Genomic DNA, 15,821 nt, shown 5'->3' with positions numbered 1-15,821 from the left:
AGTAGGCTTAGTTTTAGCAACGGAAAAATTTTGGTCGTTAAGACTGAAGCCCAGGCTGGCGTAGCTCTCGGAGTTGCTGTTTCTTGCCAACCTGCTCCTGGTTAAAGTGATACCGTCCATAAACATTGATGTGAGCATATCGAGTGGGCCAGATATGTTTCAACTCTTCATCCCCTGGAAATTGCCCCTCTTGCTTCAACTGTTGAACCACCTTCTCGATGTAAACCGAGTTCCAGACGATCACCGCATTCGTTACTAAATTCAGGCAGCCAACCTGATTGTGTAGTTGTTCATCCTGCTGCCCTCGGATTTCTCCCTGATTGGCATAACACAGATGAGAGCGCAGGCTATGTAGTGCTTCCCCTTTGTTGAGCTGGCGATTGAGTCTGCGACGATTGGTCTCGTCGGCATACCAACGCAGAATGTGAATGGTCTTGATCAACCTGCCATACTCCTGCAGTGCCCGTGTCAAGGGATGTTTGCGTGGGAACGCCTGCAATTTTTGCATAATCAGCGAAGCCGTTACCCATCCCTGTTTGAGTGACCCTGCTAACCGCAACATATCATCCCAATGCTGAACAATCCGTTCTTGATTGATGACGTTGGAGAGATGGCTTTTGAGGTTAGGGTAGTTTTCCAAATTAACAGCACTGGTGCGGTAAAGCTGCTGGTCTGCCAAATCGCGAATGCGGGGGGAGAATTGTAAACCTAATAAATCAAACAAGGCGAAGACGACTTCGGTGTATCCTGCGGTGTCAGTAGTATGCTCCAGAATCGGCAGTTCAGTTTCGTTATTCAGAATCTCGTCAAGGACGTAGGTGGCATCTCTAACCGTCGTTGGCACTGCTTTAGAGCCATACTGCGAGAATTGATCACTGGTCCAGCTATAAAATGTAATGCCTTTGCCATAGCCGAAATAGCGCGGAACTGCCCGCCCCTGCCGCACCGACCCTTTAACTGGGAATCGTTGCCCATCCGATGAAGACAACGTCCCACCACCCCAGAGTTGACTTAAGGGTTGGCGGTAGTGGTAGTTCACCAGTGCATCATTGGCTTCCCGCAACGTGTCTTCACGAATATACCAGGTGTTGCACCAACTCAAATGAGGATAGGACAGTGCCGCAGACGTTGCCAGTTGCTTTAATTCTAGGTTGCAGGCTTGTGCCAAGAGACAGCCATATAGATGCAGCAACAGGTGATTGTCTCGATGGGATGATCCGCCGAGGTGTTTGAATGCATCTGAGAAGCCTGTCCAGCCATCAACCTCAATCAGCAAGTCTGTAATGTCGAGTTGAGGTAAACGGGTTGAGATCGCCTGAGCCAGTTGCTTCAATTCAGCAGATCGTTCCTGAGCTTCAATCGGTGACAATACCAGTTCGCCCTTTTCTTCTCGCAAATCTCCATCTGGGTCATTCAGTAAGGTTTCTACCGCATCCATTAAGGAGAACAATTCGGTTTCCCGTTCTGCCAAACGCGCTTGAGCCTCAAGGGGTGTTCCCAGGAGGTTTACTGTCTGATCACGTTGGACAACCCACTTCTCTTGGGGAATGAAGTAGCTCTCTAATTCACTAAATCGACGGCTATGGGTCAGGTAAATTGCTCCAGAACGTAATTCCTGCCGCAGCATCCACAGAGCAGCCAGCTCGTAGTAGCGACGATCTATCCCGTCGGGTTGCACCACGTAGGACAGCCATGCCTCCGGTACGAATCCGGTAGGTGCGTCATCCGGCACTTTGCGGCGAATTCCTGCATGGATCTCTCGCACCAATTGAAGCGCCTTCAGTAATCCTTGACCCTCCTGACCAGATTGGAATTGAAGCGTTGCCAGAAAGCGACTGGAGAAGTGCCGTACCCGTTGATATGACTTCCCAAAGTAGTCTACATACGCATCATTCTGTGGACGAATGAGCTGTTTTGCTTCTTCAAGTGCCGTTTGTAATTGTATCTGACTAATCTGTTCAAATGTCTTCGCGCGGATGGTATGGTCTTCTACCTCTGGGTTGAGCAGAATCTGTCCCAAATCATACAGAGTCTGAAGTTTCTCGTTAATCGTTGCAGTCGCTTTCAACCGGTCTTGTTCAAAGTGCCGCTTTGCCTCACCGTACAACTTCCAAATTCGTTGGTCTACCATCTCAATCAAGTCATCGGTAAAGTTGTAGAGAGATTGCTTGAGGAACGCAGCCAAGATGGGATATCGTTTGGCTTCATTTGCACGTTGCAGATATTGATTGGTTGCTCTGGCTCCAATTCTTGCCAAGTGGTTGATACGGTTAGGGTTGAGTTGGGTCAGCTTCCACTGATTGACTTGGTGCTGTTGCAAGAAGGCAATCTTATCAAGGGTTTCCAGGATTTGTTTGGGGTTGTCTCCAGTGGGAGTTCTCTGCAACCAGGACAAGGGGGTTCGCCCCAGATCGTCATCCACCTTCAGTAACTTGTCCAGAACCAAGCAACAATCCTTGGTCAGTAACGATTGCAAACTTTGATAGATTGTATTTTGAGCCTCGTGCCTTGCCTTAGAGACCTTATGTGCCAAGCGAGTGGTGCCGATGCGGATAATCTTGTTCTGCTTCAGGAATTCACACGCCATTGTGAACAATAACGTGGGCTTGTCATGCTCCAAAGCTCTTTGCAAAAGCCACTGCTCTAGCTTTACAATATCGGCAGTCGTGGCTCGACGATACCCTGCCAGTTTTTGAATTTGCCGTTGGTGGTGGCGTTGGGTGCTGGTGCGTTTGCCGTAAAATGCCAAGAGTTCCGCTACAATCGCTAACTGTTGAGCGACGTACTCCACAACAACTTGAGGAATTTGCAAGAGATCGTCTGGGAAAAAACCTAGATACCTTAAGCAACCCAGTTGTAGTGAAAATCCTAAACGGTTGTGATTTCCTCGAATAGAATCAATTTCCTGATGGTCAGCAGAAGAGAGTAAAAAGAAACTGTTTAATTCCTCATGGCTGATTTCTTGAGGAAAGCGATTCAATTGGTCATGATCTGCTTGCGATAGGAACTGGACAGGCATGGTTCAAAGAGGACAAACTGTCCCATTATGGTTTGTAAATGGGACAGTCTATTCCTAAAACTGCCTGAAAAAGCCGAGTTTGCGAGGTCGAGACTAGAGATGCCAACTATCGAAAATGGGACAGTTCCACCGAGACATCTTCCCAATGCTCAAAAGCGACCGCGTGAATATCTCACACCTAAAGAAGTGGAAGAGTTAATTGCGGTCGCGAAAACGTATGGGCGCTATGGGCACCGAGATGCCACCATGATCCTTCTGGCTTATCGACATGGCTTGCGAGTATCAGAACTGTGTTCATTGCGATGGAACCAGGTCGATCTAGAGGCAGGACTGTTGCACGTTAGACGACTGAAGCATGGCATTCCCAGTGTTCATCCCTTACATGCTCCAGAACTACGAGCATTGCGGAAGTTGCAACGAGAGTCCGAGACATTCCCCTATCTCTTCGTTACAGAACGGGGTAGCCCTATGACTGCTGCTGGGTTTCGTAAGTTGCTCAGTCGTATTGGCAGTCATTCGTCTCTTACGTTTCCAGTTCATCCCCACATGCTGCGGCATGGGTGTGGCTATAAGTTAGTCAATGACGGGCATGACACACGATCTATTCAGCACTACCTGGGACATAAGAACATTCAGCACACAGTGCGCTACACGGAGTTGTCACCAGACCGTTTCAATGACTTCTGGCAGGACTGATCTCCTTAACGACCAAAATTTTTCCGTTGCTAAAACTAAGCCCAGTAGCTTTTAGACGGGAAGCCGGTGCTCTACCCGCTAGAGTGAGCTTTGAGAGGATGTCACGACGGAAAAGATGTTAATCATCTAGTTCTTGTAGCGCCTCATCCAAAAGGAGACGTACAACATCAGCTTTCTTTTTACCAGTACGGGCGCAAAACATGGACAGCTTGCGATGCATTGATTCTGGCATGTCCACAGTTAGCCTAATGGTTGCTTCCTTTTCGGTAGCAGAGTCTAAAAGCTGACTCATGATGCTTCCCTTTTTTTGAGCATTTGGCGATGCTGTTTTTTGTTTGCTAGTAGGCTTCACTTTTTTCTCTGGCTGAACCAAGGCGGCTGACACTTCATCTGTCGGCTCATTTTTTGGTGGTGAGCCGTAGACAAACTCAGAAGCTAATGCATCGTCTAAGGGCTTTCTGCCTTTTTTGATGTTCATGGCAATAGCCCCATTATTTCGTTGAAGAGCTTATTAAACTCTCTGGCTGATTCAGCGGCGGGTCTACCGGATAGCTCCCAGACGACAGCACCTTGACCAAACGTGTCAGCAATAACCTGCCGTTGGTGGAGAACCGTTTTAAGAACCGGAATCTCAGTTTTCTCTAGTAGCGCGATCGCCTCATCTAACAGTTTGGTGCCCTTTACCGCACGGCTCAAAAATACAGCCGCTCTGGGTTCCCCTTTCCGCACTGATTGAGCTTGCTTGATCAACCTGACGGCATCGGAGGCTGACCGTAAATCAACCCCGGTAGGCTGGCAAGGGACGATCGCCAAGTCAGCACGAAACAGAATTGCCCTAGTGGTTTCGCTTAACCCGGCGCTGCCATCAACGATTAGATAATCACACTGTTCTGCTAAGCCTGGTAATCGCTCTAGCAGATCGTCTGCACTCTGAATTACTTCCGAATGAATGGGCTTTTCTAGAGCCGATAGCCAAATGGAGGATGACCGCTGAGCATCAGCATCAACTAAAATCACGCTGGCTTGTTTTTGAGTGAGCCAGTAAGCAAAATGAACCGATGTTGTGGACTTAGCGCATCCCCCTTTTTGATTGACAAAAGCAATAGTAAACATAACGCAGTAATACAGTAGTGCAGTGATGCAGTGACTCAGTAAGTATATACTGCGTTACTGTATTAATGGCGCTACAAGTTTTCTTAGCTTCTGTTACCCTTCAGAAGAAGTCTTCCCAGCGACGTGAGCAATTTTCATGTTGATTAATTTGGTTAACTGATTAATTCATGTGGTTAACTGATTAATTCATGCCCTGTCTTCCCTTCAAAAAGTAATAGGTCAAAAACAGAGTCATAGTCCAGATTTAGTCCAAAAAATTAGACTGTCTCTAAAAATATTATCTATCAGCAGTTTTATCCCATTGACTAATTGCGGGTTAAGCAATTAATCAACGAATTCATTGCGTTTCAACCCTTTTGATAGTTCAGAGTTGGCAGCGCAATTCGTTCCACGATCGCTTTGCGAATCGCAATCAGGAAAGCTGATGGCTGATGGAATCAGATCTCGAATTTTGGGCTTTTTCCCTGGCGGTGGATGTGCCCTAGTCTAGGTTCTTATGTGTGTGCAAACACCCTTTAAGGTTCTTGATGATGGCGCTGGGGCTCGTGCAACCCATAGGAATTTCCAAGAGCAACGTGTAAAATCAGACAATAGTTGCAACGCTCAAAATAGCAGCATTGTTGGATAAGCGATCGCCATTCAGCAGCTATCTTTGAAGGGTTGGAATTTTTTGGGTACTCCACTAATGCCAGCACGATTACAAATTAAAGCGGAAGACTGCTCCCCTCTGGGGCAATTCATCCTGCAATATCTTGAAAAGCAGACTATTAGTATGAATCGTCTGGCGGAGTTGTCTGGAGTGCCACAACCCCGGTTAAGAGGAGCTTGCTTTAAAGGAACGTGCCCCACCCCTGAAACCCTGAGGAAGTTAGCGAGAGTGATGGGCAAGCATCACTTGGAGCTTTATACCTTAGCTTATGAAGGACGGATAGAGACGCTTCCAGAAGATGCCGATAATGTTTCGCTAGATCGGTTGATGCGAGAGTTATTTGAGACAGCTAGAGAATTGGAATTAGCAGTTCCAAAAGTTCTTCCTTCTAAAGTGAAAATCCGTAAAGCGTTGCTAATGCTGGGGTTTAGCTCAGAAGATAATGCGGTTTCTGAAGTGAGTTGATTAGCCAGTGATTTTGCTTTAGGTGCTGCAAGCCTGCGATCGCTGATTAAGATTTGCAATGTTACGCCACCTGCCTATTCCAGTTATTCTGCCGACCGCTAAGGCGCAAACAGCGGCAATGCGGCAGTTTAATAAGTTGGGGGTGAGGGGTGAGCGGTGTAATGACCCAACCCTTTAATTCGCTGAATTTACCGGAGCAGATTGCCCAAATTCTCCAGGCGGTAGACATCAATGAAAATTTTGCTAGTAGAAGATGATGAGGTATCAAGCAAAGTCCTGACGAAGACTCTGACGAGGCATCATCATATTGTGGATGTCGTCACGGATGGCGAGATGGGCTGGACGTATGGCTCGACCTTTGAGTATGACCTGATGGTGCTGGATATTGTGTTGCCCAAGTTAGATGGCATCAGTTTGTGTCAGCGGTTTCGGGCAAAAGGCTATGACACGCCAATTTTGCTGCTGACGGCTCAGGATGCCAGAACGGTCAACGTGCAGGGGTTGGATGCGGGAGCCGATGATTACGTCGTGAAGCCCTTTGATCCAGTGGAACTGATTGCTCGGATGCGGGCCTTGCTCCGGCGAAGTAGCGGCAATCCTTTTCCCTTACTCACGTGGGGCGATTTGCTGTTGAACTCCAGCACCTGCGAGGTCACCTATGGCGGTCAACCTCTTGCTCTGACGACCAAGGAATATGAGTTTATAGAACTCCTGTTGCGCGATAACCAATATGTCTTTAGTAGCGAAGAGTTAATCGATCGCCTCTGGTCTTCAGAAGATTTTCCATCTGCGGCAACGGTGCGATCGCATCTGCGGCGGCTCCGACAAAAGCTATCTGCGGCGGGTGCCCCCCCAGATTTTATTACGACCCTACATGGGCGCGGTTATTACCTGAAGACCATCGAGGCAGAGGTTACTCCGGCAACTTCTTTTCCCTATCCCCGAAATGATTCTGTTGATTGGGATCCAATAACCAGTCAGGGAATTCTAGCGAATCGCCTCGATCTGGTTTCTGAAGCTAATCTTTCACTGGACTCGCAGCCACACTATTTAGAGTTTCTCAATCAAACTTGGATTACGACCCAACCCAAAAGTTTGGCTCAAGTGGCAGTTTTGTTGCAGACCGTCAATGATTTACAGCGCGATCGCCTAACTGCTCAACAGCAAGCCACCGCCCAACAGATGACCCATGCCCTACTCAGTACCCTGAGCATTTTTGGCTTCACTAAAATCACTCATTTGGTGCGGCAACTGGATTGTTGGCTAGGCGGGCGGGAGCCATTGCAACCTAAACAGGCACCGCTGATGCACGCCTTAGTAATCGCCCTTCAGCAGGAAATTCAGAACACGACGCAGATTCAGCCTTGCCAAGTTCCCGATCAGCAGCGACCTCGATTATTACTGGTCAGTTCAGATGAAACGTTTAACCAGTTGCTCCAAGGGGCAGCCATTCGCTGCGGGATTCAGCTTGAAATCGTATCCACGCTGGAGCCGCAGGCATGGGGGGAGCTACAGCCCAATGTCGTCTTATTGCGGCTACCCACTGAGTCAGGCAAAGCAAAAGGATCTGAGCAGTCCACAGTTAATCTGCTGTTAGAAGCCATACAAACCGTTGCCCAGCGCTATCCACAGTTACCGGTGTTGGTGATGAGCGATCGCGGTGATTTGAGCGATCGGCTAGATATTCTCCGACGGGGCGGCACCCTATTTCTAACGACTCAAATGCCGATTGAGCAGGTAATGGCTGCGATCGTGCAGGTATTAAAAAAACAGAATGTAGCTCCCAGAGTGATGATTGTGGATGGCGATCTCCGTTGGCTTAGCACCCTCCCCACCTTGCTCAAGCCTTGGGGCTTCAAAGTCACGACCCTAGCCGATCCGCAGCAGTTTTGGACTGTTTTAGAAGCCGTGGTGCCAGATGTGCTGATTTTAGAGGTGAATATGCCTGAAATTAATGGCTTTGAACTGTGCCAGATGCTCCGCAGCGACCCCCATTGGCAGCGGCTACCCGTGTTATTTCTCAGCGTATTGAGCGATTCTGTCAGTCAGCAGCAAGCCTTTACCGCAGGAGCCGATGACTATTTATCGAAGCCCATCATGGGAATCACGCTTGCCAATCGGATTCTCAGCCGATTACAAAGAATGCGTGACTGTAGATGAAATGCACTTCACAGAAAGCGCCAACCCTTGCGCCCGTTTGACCTCATAATTATGAGTCGAATTGTAACTATAAATTAAGCATCCAAGGTCATCAAAAAGTTGCTAAAACTCTTTCAAATAGACTCTTTGAGCGTTTTGGTAATATTTTTTAATAGTATCTTTTAGCGGTCTTTCTAAAATTGCACAAAATTTGCACAAGTGAGTTGCTTTAATCAGGGGCAGGTTCAAAAACAAAATGGACGCTCAAACTTTAACAGTTGAGGGTCTAAATTTTTAAGCTTGACTGTAGTTCAGGTTGCGTCTTGAACTTGGCAAGCAACACGTAACAGTTTTTAAGATACTCGCTAGTTTGATGAACGCCTCTGCCGATTTATAGGAAGGGGATAGAGCTAGCCGACTTTAGCAGTCGTAAAAATAGATCAACCCATTCAAAGGAGATTAATTATGACGAGTTCTATGGCTGCAAAACAGCTAGGGTTTGAGCCGTTCGCACAAAGTTCTCCTATAGAACTAAGAGCGAATGCAACAGAAGAAGACGTGCAGGCGGTGATTCGGGCTGTCTATCGCCAAGTCTTTGGTAATGATTATTTAATGCAGAGTGAGCGCATGACCAGCGCAGAATCACTGTTGCGCCAGAGAAATATTACGGTGCGCGATTTTGTGCGGATGCTGGCACAGTCTGAACTGTATCGCACAAAATTCTTTTACTCCACTCCCCAAGTTCGCTTTATTGAGTTGAACTACAAGCATTTGCTTGGTCGCGCTCCCTATGACGAATCAGAAATTACCTTCCACGTTGATTTGTATACGCAGGAAGGGTTTGAAGCTGAAATCAATTCCTACATCGATTCTCTAGAATATCAAGAAAATTTTGGCGACTCGATCGTGCCCTACTACCGGGGATTTGCCACGCAGCGCGGACAAAAAACGGCTGGCTTTAGCCGGATGTTCCAACTGTATCGGGGCTATGCTAACAGCGATCGCGCTCAGGGCAAAAACAAATCTGCCTGGTTGACCAATGAACTAGGGATGAATCTGGTGACACCCGTACAAACGGCTAACTTTGGGCGATCGCTCTCAGGAGTCGTGGGCGGTGATCGCGGTCTCTATCGAGTGCGGGTGATGCAATCCAATAAAGGACGCACTCCCCAAGTTCGGCTAGCCGTCAGCGAGTACCTCGTGACCTACGATCAACTTTCGCCGACCCTGCAACGCCTCAATCAGCGCGGCAGTAAGGTGACGAGCATTACCACCGTATAGACGGTTTCGAGTTTCCAAGTACCATTTACTCAATTTTAAGGAGAGTCATTCGTGGCAATTACAACCGCAGCTTCCCGTTTGGGAACCACTGCTTTAGGTGATTCTTACCCAGTTGAACTTCGCCAAAATTGGACATCTGAAGATGCCAAAGGGGTGATTCAAGCGGTTTATCGTCAAGTGTTGGGCAATGACTACATCATGCAGTCAGAAAGGCTGACGAGCCTAGAGTCGCTCTTAGCCAATGGTCAATTGACGGTGAGGGATTTCGTTCGGGCGGTCGCCAAATCAGACTTGTATAAAACCAAGTTTCTTTATCCTCATTTTCAAACCCGTGTGATTGAGTTGAACTTCAAACATCTGCTGGGTCGCGCGCCCTATTCAGAAGCGGAGATCACGGAGCATCTCAATCGCTACCAGGATGAAGGGTTTGAGGCAGATATTGATTCCTATATCGACTCCGAGGAATATGATGCCAAATTTGGCGACGCGATCGTCCCCTACTATCAAGACTTTGTGACCACGGGCATTGGTCAACGCACCGTCGGTTTCACGCGCATGTTCCGTCTCTATCGCGGCTATGCCAACAGCGACAACGCTCAACTGGCTGGGGCACAGTCTCACTTAGCCACGGATCTAGCGAGAAACAGTGCATCGGCGATCGTCGCACCTTCCGGTGGCAGCGAAGGGTGGGCATACCAGCCATCGAAGCAAGGGGTTGCCCCCGCGCGTGCCTTTGGACGCTCCTCGATCAACTCGTCTGATCGCCTTTACCGAATTGAAGTCGCAGGCATCAGCCTCCCACGCTACCCCAAAGTTCGGCGGAGCAACAAAGAGTTCATTGTTCCTTACGAACAGCTCTCTAGCACCCTTCAACAAATCAACAAGTTGGGTGGCAAAGTCGCCAGCATTACCCTCGCACAATAAGGACACACACCATGTTGGGACAATCTGCCCTCACTGGAGCCGCTGGCTCATCTGCGAATAATCGCATCTTCATTTATGAAGTAGAAGGACTACAGCAAAACGCTCAAACAGACAATAATCAGTATCCGGTGCGGAACAGTAGCACCATTTTGATGCAAGTTCCCTACAGCCGGATGAACAGCGAAATGAAACGCATTACCCGCTTAGGCGGCAAGATTGTCAACATTCGCCCGATGACTGAACCCGCAACAACAGAGCCTGGTTAATTGCTGCATTCGGCAAAATCTTAGCCGATGTGGAGTGATTACGACGGTTAGAATAAGGGCGATCTCGAGGCATGAGTGCTTTTGCGATCGCCCTTACTATTGCCTTCTATTGCGGCGGCTCAATCCGAATCGTTTTTAAGAAAGTTCCAATAGAAATAACGTAGAGGATTAAAGCAGGTAAAAATATTGAATCGACGATCCACCAAGGGGGTGGAGTAGTCTGCAAAGTAGCTAAGTTATCGGTCGATAAGTGAGTTTGAATGAAGGAATAACAGGCTTTACCTTGATTCCATCCATAGCAACTTGTAGGGCTTGTCAGAATAACTAGGAGTTGAAAAAGAATGCTTAAAAATAAAGGCAAGCGTTTATATTTCAGTGACTCTTGATAATGCTTTAAATTAAAGTTCGTTAGATAGAGAATACAAATTAGATAAAACGGCACTAGAAAAAAAGAATAAATCAGCCAAGCAGGGATTGTGAAAGACGCGATGAAGTAAACCGCCAAACTAACAATTACATAACCAGTAAAGAGCGCAGTGAAATTTCCGACAGAAATTGCTTGTGACATTGCTGCAATTAATATTGCTGAGTTGATTAAGCCTCAATTTTTATTCTCAAATATTCAGATAAAATTATCCATCGAAGTTTATGCAAGCATTGAGAAATCGCCAGCACCCATTAATTCATCGATTGGCAGACACCATTGAAGAAACCTGGAAGACTTATTTGGAGCTATCTCCATTCCAAATTCCAGATGGGTTAGGCTACGTTGAAGGAGCTTTGGAAGGTGAAAAGCTGGTGATTGAAAATCATTGTTACCAAGCTCCTCAATTTCGCAAACTGCATTTGGAACTGGCGCAGGTGGGCACTGGGCTAGATATTTTGCACTGTGTCATGTTTCCCAATCCTGAATATGCCCTACCTATTTTTGGCGCAGATTTGGTAGGTGGACGGGCGGGAATTAGTGCGGCGATCGCCGATTTATCGCCAGTGAACCCTGAGCGATCGCTACCAGAAAGGTATCAGCACGCTTTATCAGCACTGCCTGATTTTCAGTTTTCTCAACCTCGCGCCTTACCCGAATGGGCAGATATTTTTTCTGAATTTTGTCTGTTTGTCCGTCCCATGGGCGCACCAGAAGAAGATGCATTTTTGCAACGCGTTCAAGATTTTTTGACCGTGCATTGTCAGCTTGCCAGTATGGAACCGTTGCTGACCTCAGAGTTAGCGATCGCCCAAACCATTGCTGGACAAGGATATTACTGCACCCAACAACAGCAAAATGATAAAACTCGCCGCGTCCTTGAAAAATCTTTTGGCACCGAGTGGGCAGATCGCTATATGACTACGATGCTGTTTGATTGTGCCACTTGATCCAAAGCTCGACGAGAGCTTTAAGTTGCAATGTGAATCGATCTGGGATGAAGAAAACTTCAACTCTACTTCTGTCGCTTGATAGAGAAAAACTACCTCTTTTGGGGATAGTTTTCTGATTCACAGAATTCTATATTGAATTCACGCTTTACAGCAAATTGGCATAAATGTCTATAAAAAGTAACATCATTTACAGAAGTTGATATTTAAAGTGGCAAACTTGAAAGAAGCAAATCGTTGCTAACTGACTATGTTCTGTGAGGAGAAAGTTATGACTGAAACATTTAAGAACGGTCAAATGCTCTGGAAGTTAGAAGGAAACGATCGCATCTTGCACCTAAGACACAACGACTCAGAGCCATGGCGACCCTATGAAGAATTTCCCCAATACACATTGCCCGATCCAGAAGGCTTTTCTAAAGGAATCGCCACCTTTTTAGGGGTATGACACCGTTCCTGGCAATTAAGTACCACATCGGCTGAAACCTTTATTAGGCAGTACTTCCAGGAGACAATTTTTCAAGAAAATCATTGATCCGATGACTTTTGGGAGACAACAGGGATACCAAAATCAATGGGAGGAGGGCAACGGTCCATGTCCAAACTGTAACGACCAAACCGATTAATATGCTGCGTCCAATAAGGACTGAGCGCTGCGATGGTTTCGGGTTCAATCTTCACGCCCTCTTGCATCAGTGCATGCAGAATGCGGCTGATCTCAAAAACGTTGTAGAAGATCAAACAGTTCGCGACCAAGTGGTTGTACTTCACCAATTTGCGCTGCTCATCGCGATTATTCGTGGCAATCACCCCTTCGCCACCAAAGGCTAACCACTTCAAAAAGCCATTGAAGGACTCACTCTTATTAGTGGCAGCCTGAATCAGCGCCCGAAGATCAGCGTCATGAATGTAACGTAGTAGAAATCCAGTTCTGATGGCATAACCTAACTCCTGAAATGCCTGGTAGAGTTTGTTTTTGGAACTATTCGTACCCAATTTCCGCAGAATCGTTGAAGCCGCAATCTTGCCAGCTTTAATCGATAGCGTGACCCGCAACATATCAGGCAAAAGAGTTTTAATCAGGTTCCAGTTCACCCGGTCAGAGAATAGGTTGTCGATATGGGTACAGCGGGTTGTGGGATCACTGCGATAGAACTTGAGGTCTTGCCAACTCCGAATCCGTGGCATCAAGGTGATTCCTAGCAGATAGGACAACCCAAACACCGTCGTACTTTGAGCATGGGTATCCCCATGAATGGTGTCTGGTTGGATGTTGGAAGTATTTTTTAGCAGTCCGTCGAGTAAGTAAACCGCCTCAAACACTCCGCACGGAATGAAATGGCTGAACAGGGCAATGTAGGTATCCGAGACATGATAATACCCAATCCCACCATAACCGCCATAGCGGATGTGGTACTCCGCTAATAGATTCTGCTCATACACATCCCACTTAGTTCCATCCACGGAGGCATGCTTGCCAGTGCCCCAGTGAGCCAGTAGGGCAAAGCGGTTGTAGGCATTGATCACCACCTCGATTGCAGAGTGCAACTTGGAGTCATCAATGTGGCGATGATGAATATCCGCCAACTGTCGCCGATCAAACTCGCTCAGTGAGCGGGCAATCTGGCTAGGACCAATGTTACAACCGTAGCAGAAGGTTGTTGCCAGGTAACGGGCGGCGGGTTGTTTGAGCTTGGCATCATAGCCAGAGATCGGCTTAAACGAGCGAGTCCAATGCAGCCACAGTTCAGTGTCAGTGAGGACATCGAGCAAATTGACTGGGGTCAGGCGTTCACTGATCAGGGCTTTGAGTTTTGCTAATCCCTTCGGTGGTTGCGGCTTGCGGCGATGGATCACCAGTCGATCTTTTTTGTACTCCACCTCGGTATTAGCAGGGAACGCCTGGTCGGTCGTCTGAATCTGCAATGCCAATTCCTGTTGGACATGGCTGACAAACGCTTGTCCGTCCACTGGTAGGTTCACTAATTGCCCGTAGTCCGCCACCGTTGCGTGGTAGTCTTCCCAGGAGATCAACTGACTGTAGTAGTCACCATAGGCATCACTCCCTTCGACATAAAGGTCGCCCGATTTCAATTCCAATCGGACTTGTGAAAAGACGCATGCCTCAAAGTGGCGACGATGGATTTGGCTGGGGTAAGGGGTGCGATGCCGTTGCCCAGTCACCAAAAACCACCATTTGCCCTCAATCCAACTGAGATCTAGTAGTGGCACCCCATGTTCTTCGGGTGTCCCCGTCGCTTCTTTTTTGACTGTGGCAACCCAGGGACTCCGACCCGTGCGCTGAGATTGGATAAAAGCAACGGCTTCTATCAGACTGTCATCTTGTGTGCTAGAGCGCAGCGGCAGGATCTCCAGCAACCGAAACAGGGTTGCCCGATGGCTTTTATAAAATTTTTGGAATAAGGGAAAGTGGTTATTCCCTTCATAGGTCAAATGGGCTGCGCATTGCTCCAAAAGGGTTTGACTGTGTTCTCCAACGACGGTGGCGATCGCAGCAAAGCGTTGCGGCATATCACCTTCACTTTGATAAGCCAGCACCAAATCGCGCAAGGTGGCAATCAGTTCATCTGTGTTTGCCTGCTTTACAACTCGATATTGGGTCAGGGCTGCTTTACTACGATGGTGCAGTTGTTGCATCTGCTTGATAAACATCTCCGTCAAGTCATCGAGCACCCGGGCGTACTGTTGGTTGAGCAGGGTGATCGCGAGGGTGTAGCGTTTTGCCACTGGCAATTCTTTCATCCCACTGGCATCTAGGGTTTGGGCCTCAGCCGCAAAATGTCGCAGTTTACTATCGGGGATATACTGGTGCGCGGTCTTTCCTAAACGTAAGGAAGCTAACCCCTTGAGGCGATCAATCAACACCTGTAAATGAGTCAGGGTGGGTCTACCGGGGTCTTGTTTCAATCGATGCCAGGGCGTTGTGTGAGTGACTGCCTCCGCTTCAAAGAGTTGATCAATTTGCCCACACTCTGCCTGGGTAAGGCTGTTCATAACCTGCTGGTACAGTGCCTGAGTCACGTGATTGCGAGCTTGCCGAGAGGCTTTCAGCAGGGTGCTGAAGGCAGGTAACTCAAATCGTTGACGAACTAATCCTTCAATTGCCACATTAATTAAGTCCACCAAGTCGTGTTTAGTCCGTGCTGCATCCGCCATGACTTCGTTCATCTGTTGTCGGGCAGTCTGACCAAAAACTTGCAGGTTCAAATATTGTCGAATGATGGTCAGATGCCGCTTGCGGCTAGTCGAAGCATCATAGGCAGATAAGGTATCGGTACGGAGTTTTAGCTCGGCAGTCGTTGCAATATGGCGGATAATATTTATCGGTACATCCGCAACAGGGACCGCATACCCTAGGCGCTGAAAGGTTTTTACCAGTACCAGAAACCCCACCTGCGATTGCTGGTTCTTGGTGACTCGACTCGACAGCAACAACTCTTCTGGACTGGGTGTGTAGATGGAGGTCAACTCTTTGGAACTTAAGCTACTTTTCAAGCGTGGGTAGGCGGTATCTTGGGGACTGGGCATACAAACTCCTCACATTCTGCAAACAAGCAAGTTGGAGGGTAGCAGACAACCATTGATAAGTTCTACTGAAGGTGAAAAAAACGTACTACAAGTGGAGTGGACTTGTTCTGGACTGATTCATTTCCAGAACCTGATACTACAAGCGTAATCTTGCAGGTTTTAAGCACTCCAAAGTCCGATCTCATCGTTGACTCATTGCCTCCCACGCAATCAGTGTTCACCAAAAACAAGATGAGCAGAAGTTATCAATCAAGCACCGCCACTATCCCCTCGCAGCAGATTCTGTTCATCAATTGGGTCTAAAATTGGCAAGATCACAGTCTGGACCTTCCACCAAGAAAAGGTT

At 47.7% G+C, this 15,821-nt stretch carries 13 protein-coding genes; 8 read left to right on the top strand and 5 right to left on the bottom strand.

Features of this window, described 5'->3' with window-relative positions:
- Positions 1–37 precede the first annotated feature (37 nt).
- Positions 38–3,019, bottom strand: coding sequence for a Tn3 family transposase (locus AC1S5B_RS22490; protein WP_482037858.1), 2,982 nt, complete (start codon positions 3,017–3,019; stop codon positions 38–40).
- A gap of 99 nt (positions 3,020–3,118) precedes the next feature.
- Here AC1S5B_RS22490 and AC1S5B_RS22485 point away from each other — a divergent pair, with 99 nt between their 5' ends.
- A complete protein-coding gene (locus AC1S5B_RS22485) occupies positions 3,119–3,715 on the top strand; it encodes a tyrosine-type recombinase/integrase (RefSeq protein ID WP_482037859.1) in 597 nt (198 codons plus the stop codon).
- Between the two features lie 118 nt (positions 3,716–3,833).
- Here the strand turns inward: AC1S5B_RS22485 and AC1S5B_RS22480 are convergent, their stop codons facing one another.
- Both AC1S5B_RS22480 and AC1S5B_RS22475 read right to left on the bottom strand, forming a co-directional pair.
- Positions 3,834–4,193, bottom strand: a complete 360-nt coding sequence (locus AC1S5B_RS22480; protein WP_482037911.1) for a hypothetical protein — start codon at positions 4,191–4,193, stop codon at positions 3,834–3,836.
- Complete coding sequence (locus tag AC1S5B_RS22475; protein ID WP_482037910.1) at positions 4,190–4,828, bottom strand: AAA family ATPase; 639 nt, start codon at positions 4,826–4,828, stop codon at positions 4,190–4,192. Before AC1S5B_RS22475 ends, AC1S5B_RS22480 begins: the two co-directional genes overlap by 4 nt.
- A 685-nt stretch (positions 4,829–5,513) precedes the next feature.
- Between AC1S5B_RS22475 and AC1S5B_RS22470 the strand changes: the two genes are divergently transcribed.
- From AC1S5B_RS22470 to AC1S5B_RS22450, 5 genes are all read left to right on the top strand, one after another.
- The gene (locus AC1S5B_RS22470) at positions 5,514–5,942 is read left to right on the top strand and encodes a helix-turn-helix domain-containing protein (protein WP_482037909.1); all 429 of its coding nucleotides are present in this window, start codon (positions 5,514–5,516) and stop codon (positions 5,940–5,942) included.
- Positions 5,943–6,173: 231 nt separating this feature from the next.
- Positions 6,174–8,102, top strand: coding sequence for a response regulator (locus AC1S5B_RS22465; protein WP_482037908.1), 1,929 nt, complete (start codon positions 6,174–6,176; stop codon positions 8,100–8,102).
- A gap of 444 nt (positions 8,103–8,546) precedes the next feature.
- On the top strand, positions 8,547–9,362 hold the full coding sequence (locus AC1S5B_RS22460) for a phycobilisome rod-core linker polypeptide (protein ID WP_482037907.1): 816 nt from the start codon (positions 8,547–8,549) through the stop codon (positions 9,360–9,362).
- Between the two features lie 51 nt (positions 9,363–9,413).
- Entirely contained in the window at positions 9,414–10,286 is an 873-nt protein-coding gene (locus AC1S5B_RS22455) for a phycobilisome rod-core linker polypeptide (RefSeq protein WP_482037906.1), read from the top strand.
- An 11-nt stretch (positions 10,287–10,297) separates the two neighbouring features.
- Positions 10,298–10,552: a phycobilisome linker polypeptide gene (locus AC1S5B_RS22450; protein WP_482037905.1), complete on the top strand. Its 255-nt coding sequence runs from the start codon at positions 10,298–10,300 to the stop codon at positions 10,550–10,552.
- A gap of 106 nt (positions 10,553–10,658) precedes the next feature.
- Here AC1S5B_RS22450 and AC1S5B_RS22445 read toward each other — a convergent pair whose 3' ends face one another.
- Positions 10,659–11,120, bottom strand: a complete 462-nt coding sequence (locus tag AC1S5B_RS22445) for a hypothetical protein (protein WP_482037904.1) — start codon at positions 11,118–11,120, stop codon at positions 10,659–10,661.
- An 80-nt stretch (positions 11,121–11,200) separates the two neighbouring features.
- Between AC1S5B_RS22445 and AC1S5B_RS22440 the strand changes: the two genes are divergently transcribed.
- Positions 11,201–11,926 (top strand): phycocyanobilin:ferredoxin oxidoreductase, encoded by a 726-nt coding sequence (locus AC1S5B_RS22440; RefSeq protein ID WP_482037903.1) that lies wholly within the window; start codon positions 11,201–11,203, stop codon positions 11,924–11,926.
- Positions 11,927–12,197: 271 nt separating this feature from the next.
- Positions 12,198–12,374: a hypothetical protein gene (locus AC1S5B_RS22435; RefSeq protein ID WP_482037902.1), complete on the top strand. Its 177-nt coding sequence runs from the start codon at positions 12,198–12,200 to the stop codon at positions 12,372–12,374.
- Positions 12,375–12,454: 80 nt separating this feature from the next.
- Here AC1S5B_RS22435 and AC1S5B_RS22430 read toward each other — a convergent pair whose 3' ends face one another.
- On the bottom strand, positions 12,455–15,475 hold the full coding sequence (locus AC1S5B_RS22430; protein WP_482037901.1) for a Tn3 family transposase: 3,021 nt from the start codon (positions 15,473–15,475) through the stop codon (positions 12,455–12,457).
- Positions 15,476–15,821: the final 346 nt, after the last annotated feature.

The organism is Leptolyngbya sp. CALU 1928, assembly GCF_056784215.1.
This window is presented reverse-complemented; position numbering and strand designations above follow the sequence as displayed.

What these genes read in the sequence shown, in the direction of transcription:
- AC1S5B_RS22450 (WP_482037905.1), top strand. Translation starts at nt 10,298, where the DNA reads ATGTTGGGACAATCTGCCCTCACTGGAGCCGCTGGCTCATCTGCGAAT.
- AC1S5B_RS22480 (WP_482037911.1), bottom strand. Translation starts at nt 4,193, where the DNA reads ATGAACATCAAAAAAGGCAGAAAGCCCTTAGACGATGCATTAGCTTCT.
- AC1S5B_RS22470 (WP_482037909.1), top strand. Translation starts at nt 5,514, where the DNA reads ATGCCAGCACGATTACAAATTAAAGCGGAAGACTGCTCCCCTCTGGGG.
- AC1S5B_RS22440 (WP_482037903.1), top strand. Translation starts at nt 11,201, where the DNA reads ATGCAAGCATTGAGAAATCGCCAGCACCCATTAATTCATCGATTGGCA.
- AC1S5B_RS22445 (WP_482037904.1), bottom strand. Translation starts at nt 11,120, where the DNA reads ATGTCACAAGCAATTTCTGTCGGAAATTTCACTGCGCTCTTTACTGGT.
- AC1S5B_RS22490 (WP_482037858.1), bottom strand. Translation starts at nt 3,019, where the DNA reads ATGCCTGTCCAGTTCCTATCGCAAGCAGATCATGACCAATTGAATCGC.
- AC1S5B_RS22460 (WP_482037907.1), top strand. Translation starts at nt 8,547, where the DNA reads ATGACGAGTTCTATGGCTGCAAAACAGCTAGGGTTTGAGCCGTTCGCA.
- AC1S5B_RS22430 (WP_482037901.1), bottom strand. Translation starts at nt 15,475, where the DNA reads ATGCCCAGTCCCCAAGATACCGCCTACCCACGCTTGAAAAGTAGCTTA.
- AC1S5B_RS22485 (WP_482037859.1), top strand. Translation starts at nt 3,119, where the DNA reads ATGCCAACTATCGAAAATGGGACAGTTCCACCGAGACATCTTCCCAAT.
- AC1S5B_RS22435 (WP_482037902.1), top strand. Translation starts at nt 12,198, where the DNA reads ATGACTGAAACATTTAAGAACGGTCAAATGCTCTGGAAGTTAGAAGGA.
- AC1S5B_RS22465 (WP_482037908.1), top strand. Translation starts at nt 6,174, where the DNA reads ATGAAAATTTTGCTAGTAGAAGATGATGAGGTATCAAGCAAAGTCCTG.
- AC1S5B_RS22475 (WP_482037910.1), bottom strand. Translation starts at nt 4,828, where the DNA reads ATGTTTACTATTGCTTTTGTCAATCAAAAAGGGGGATGCGCTAAGTCC.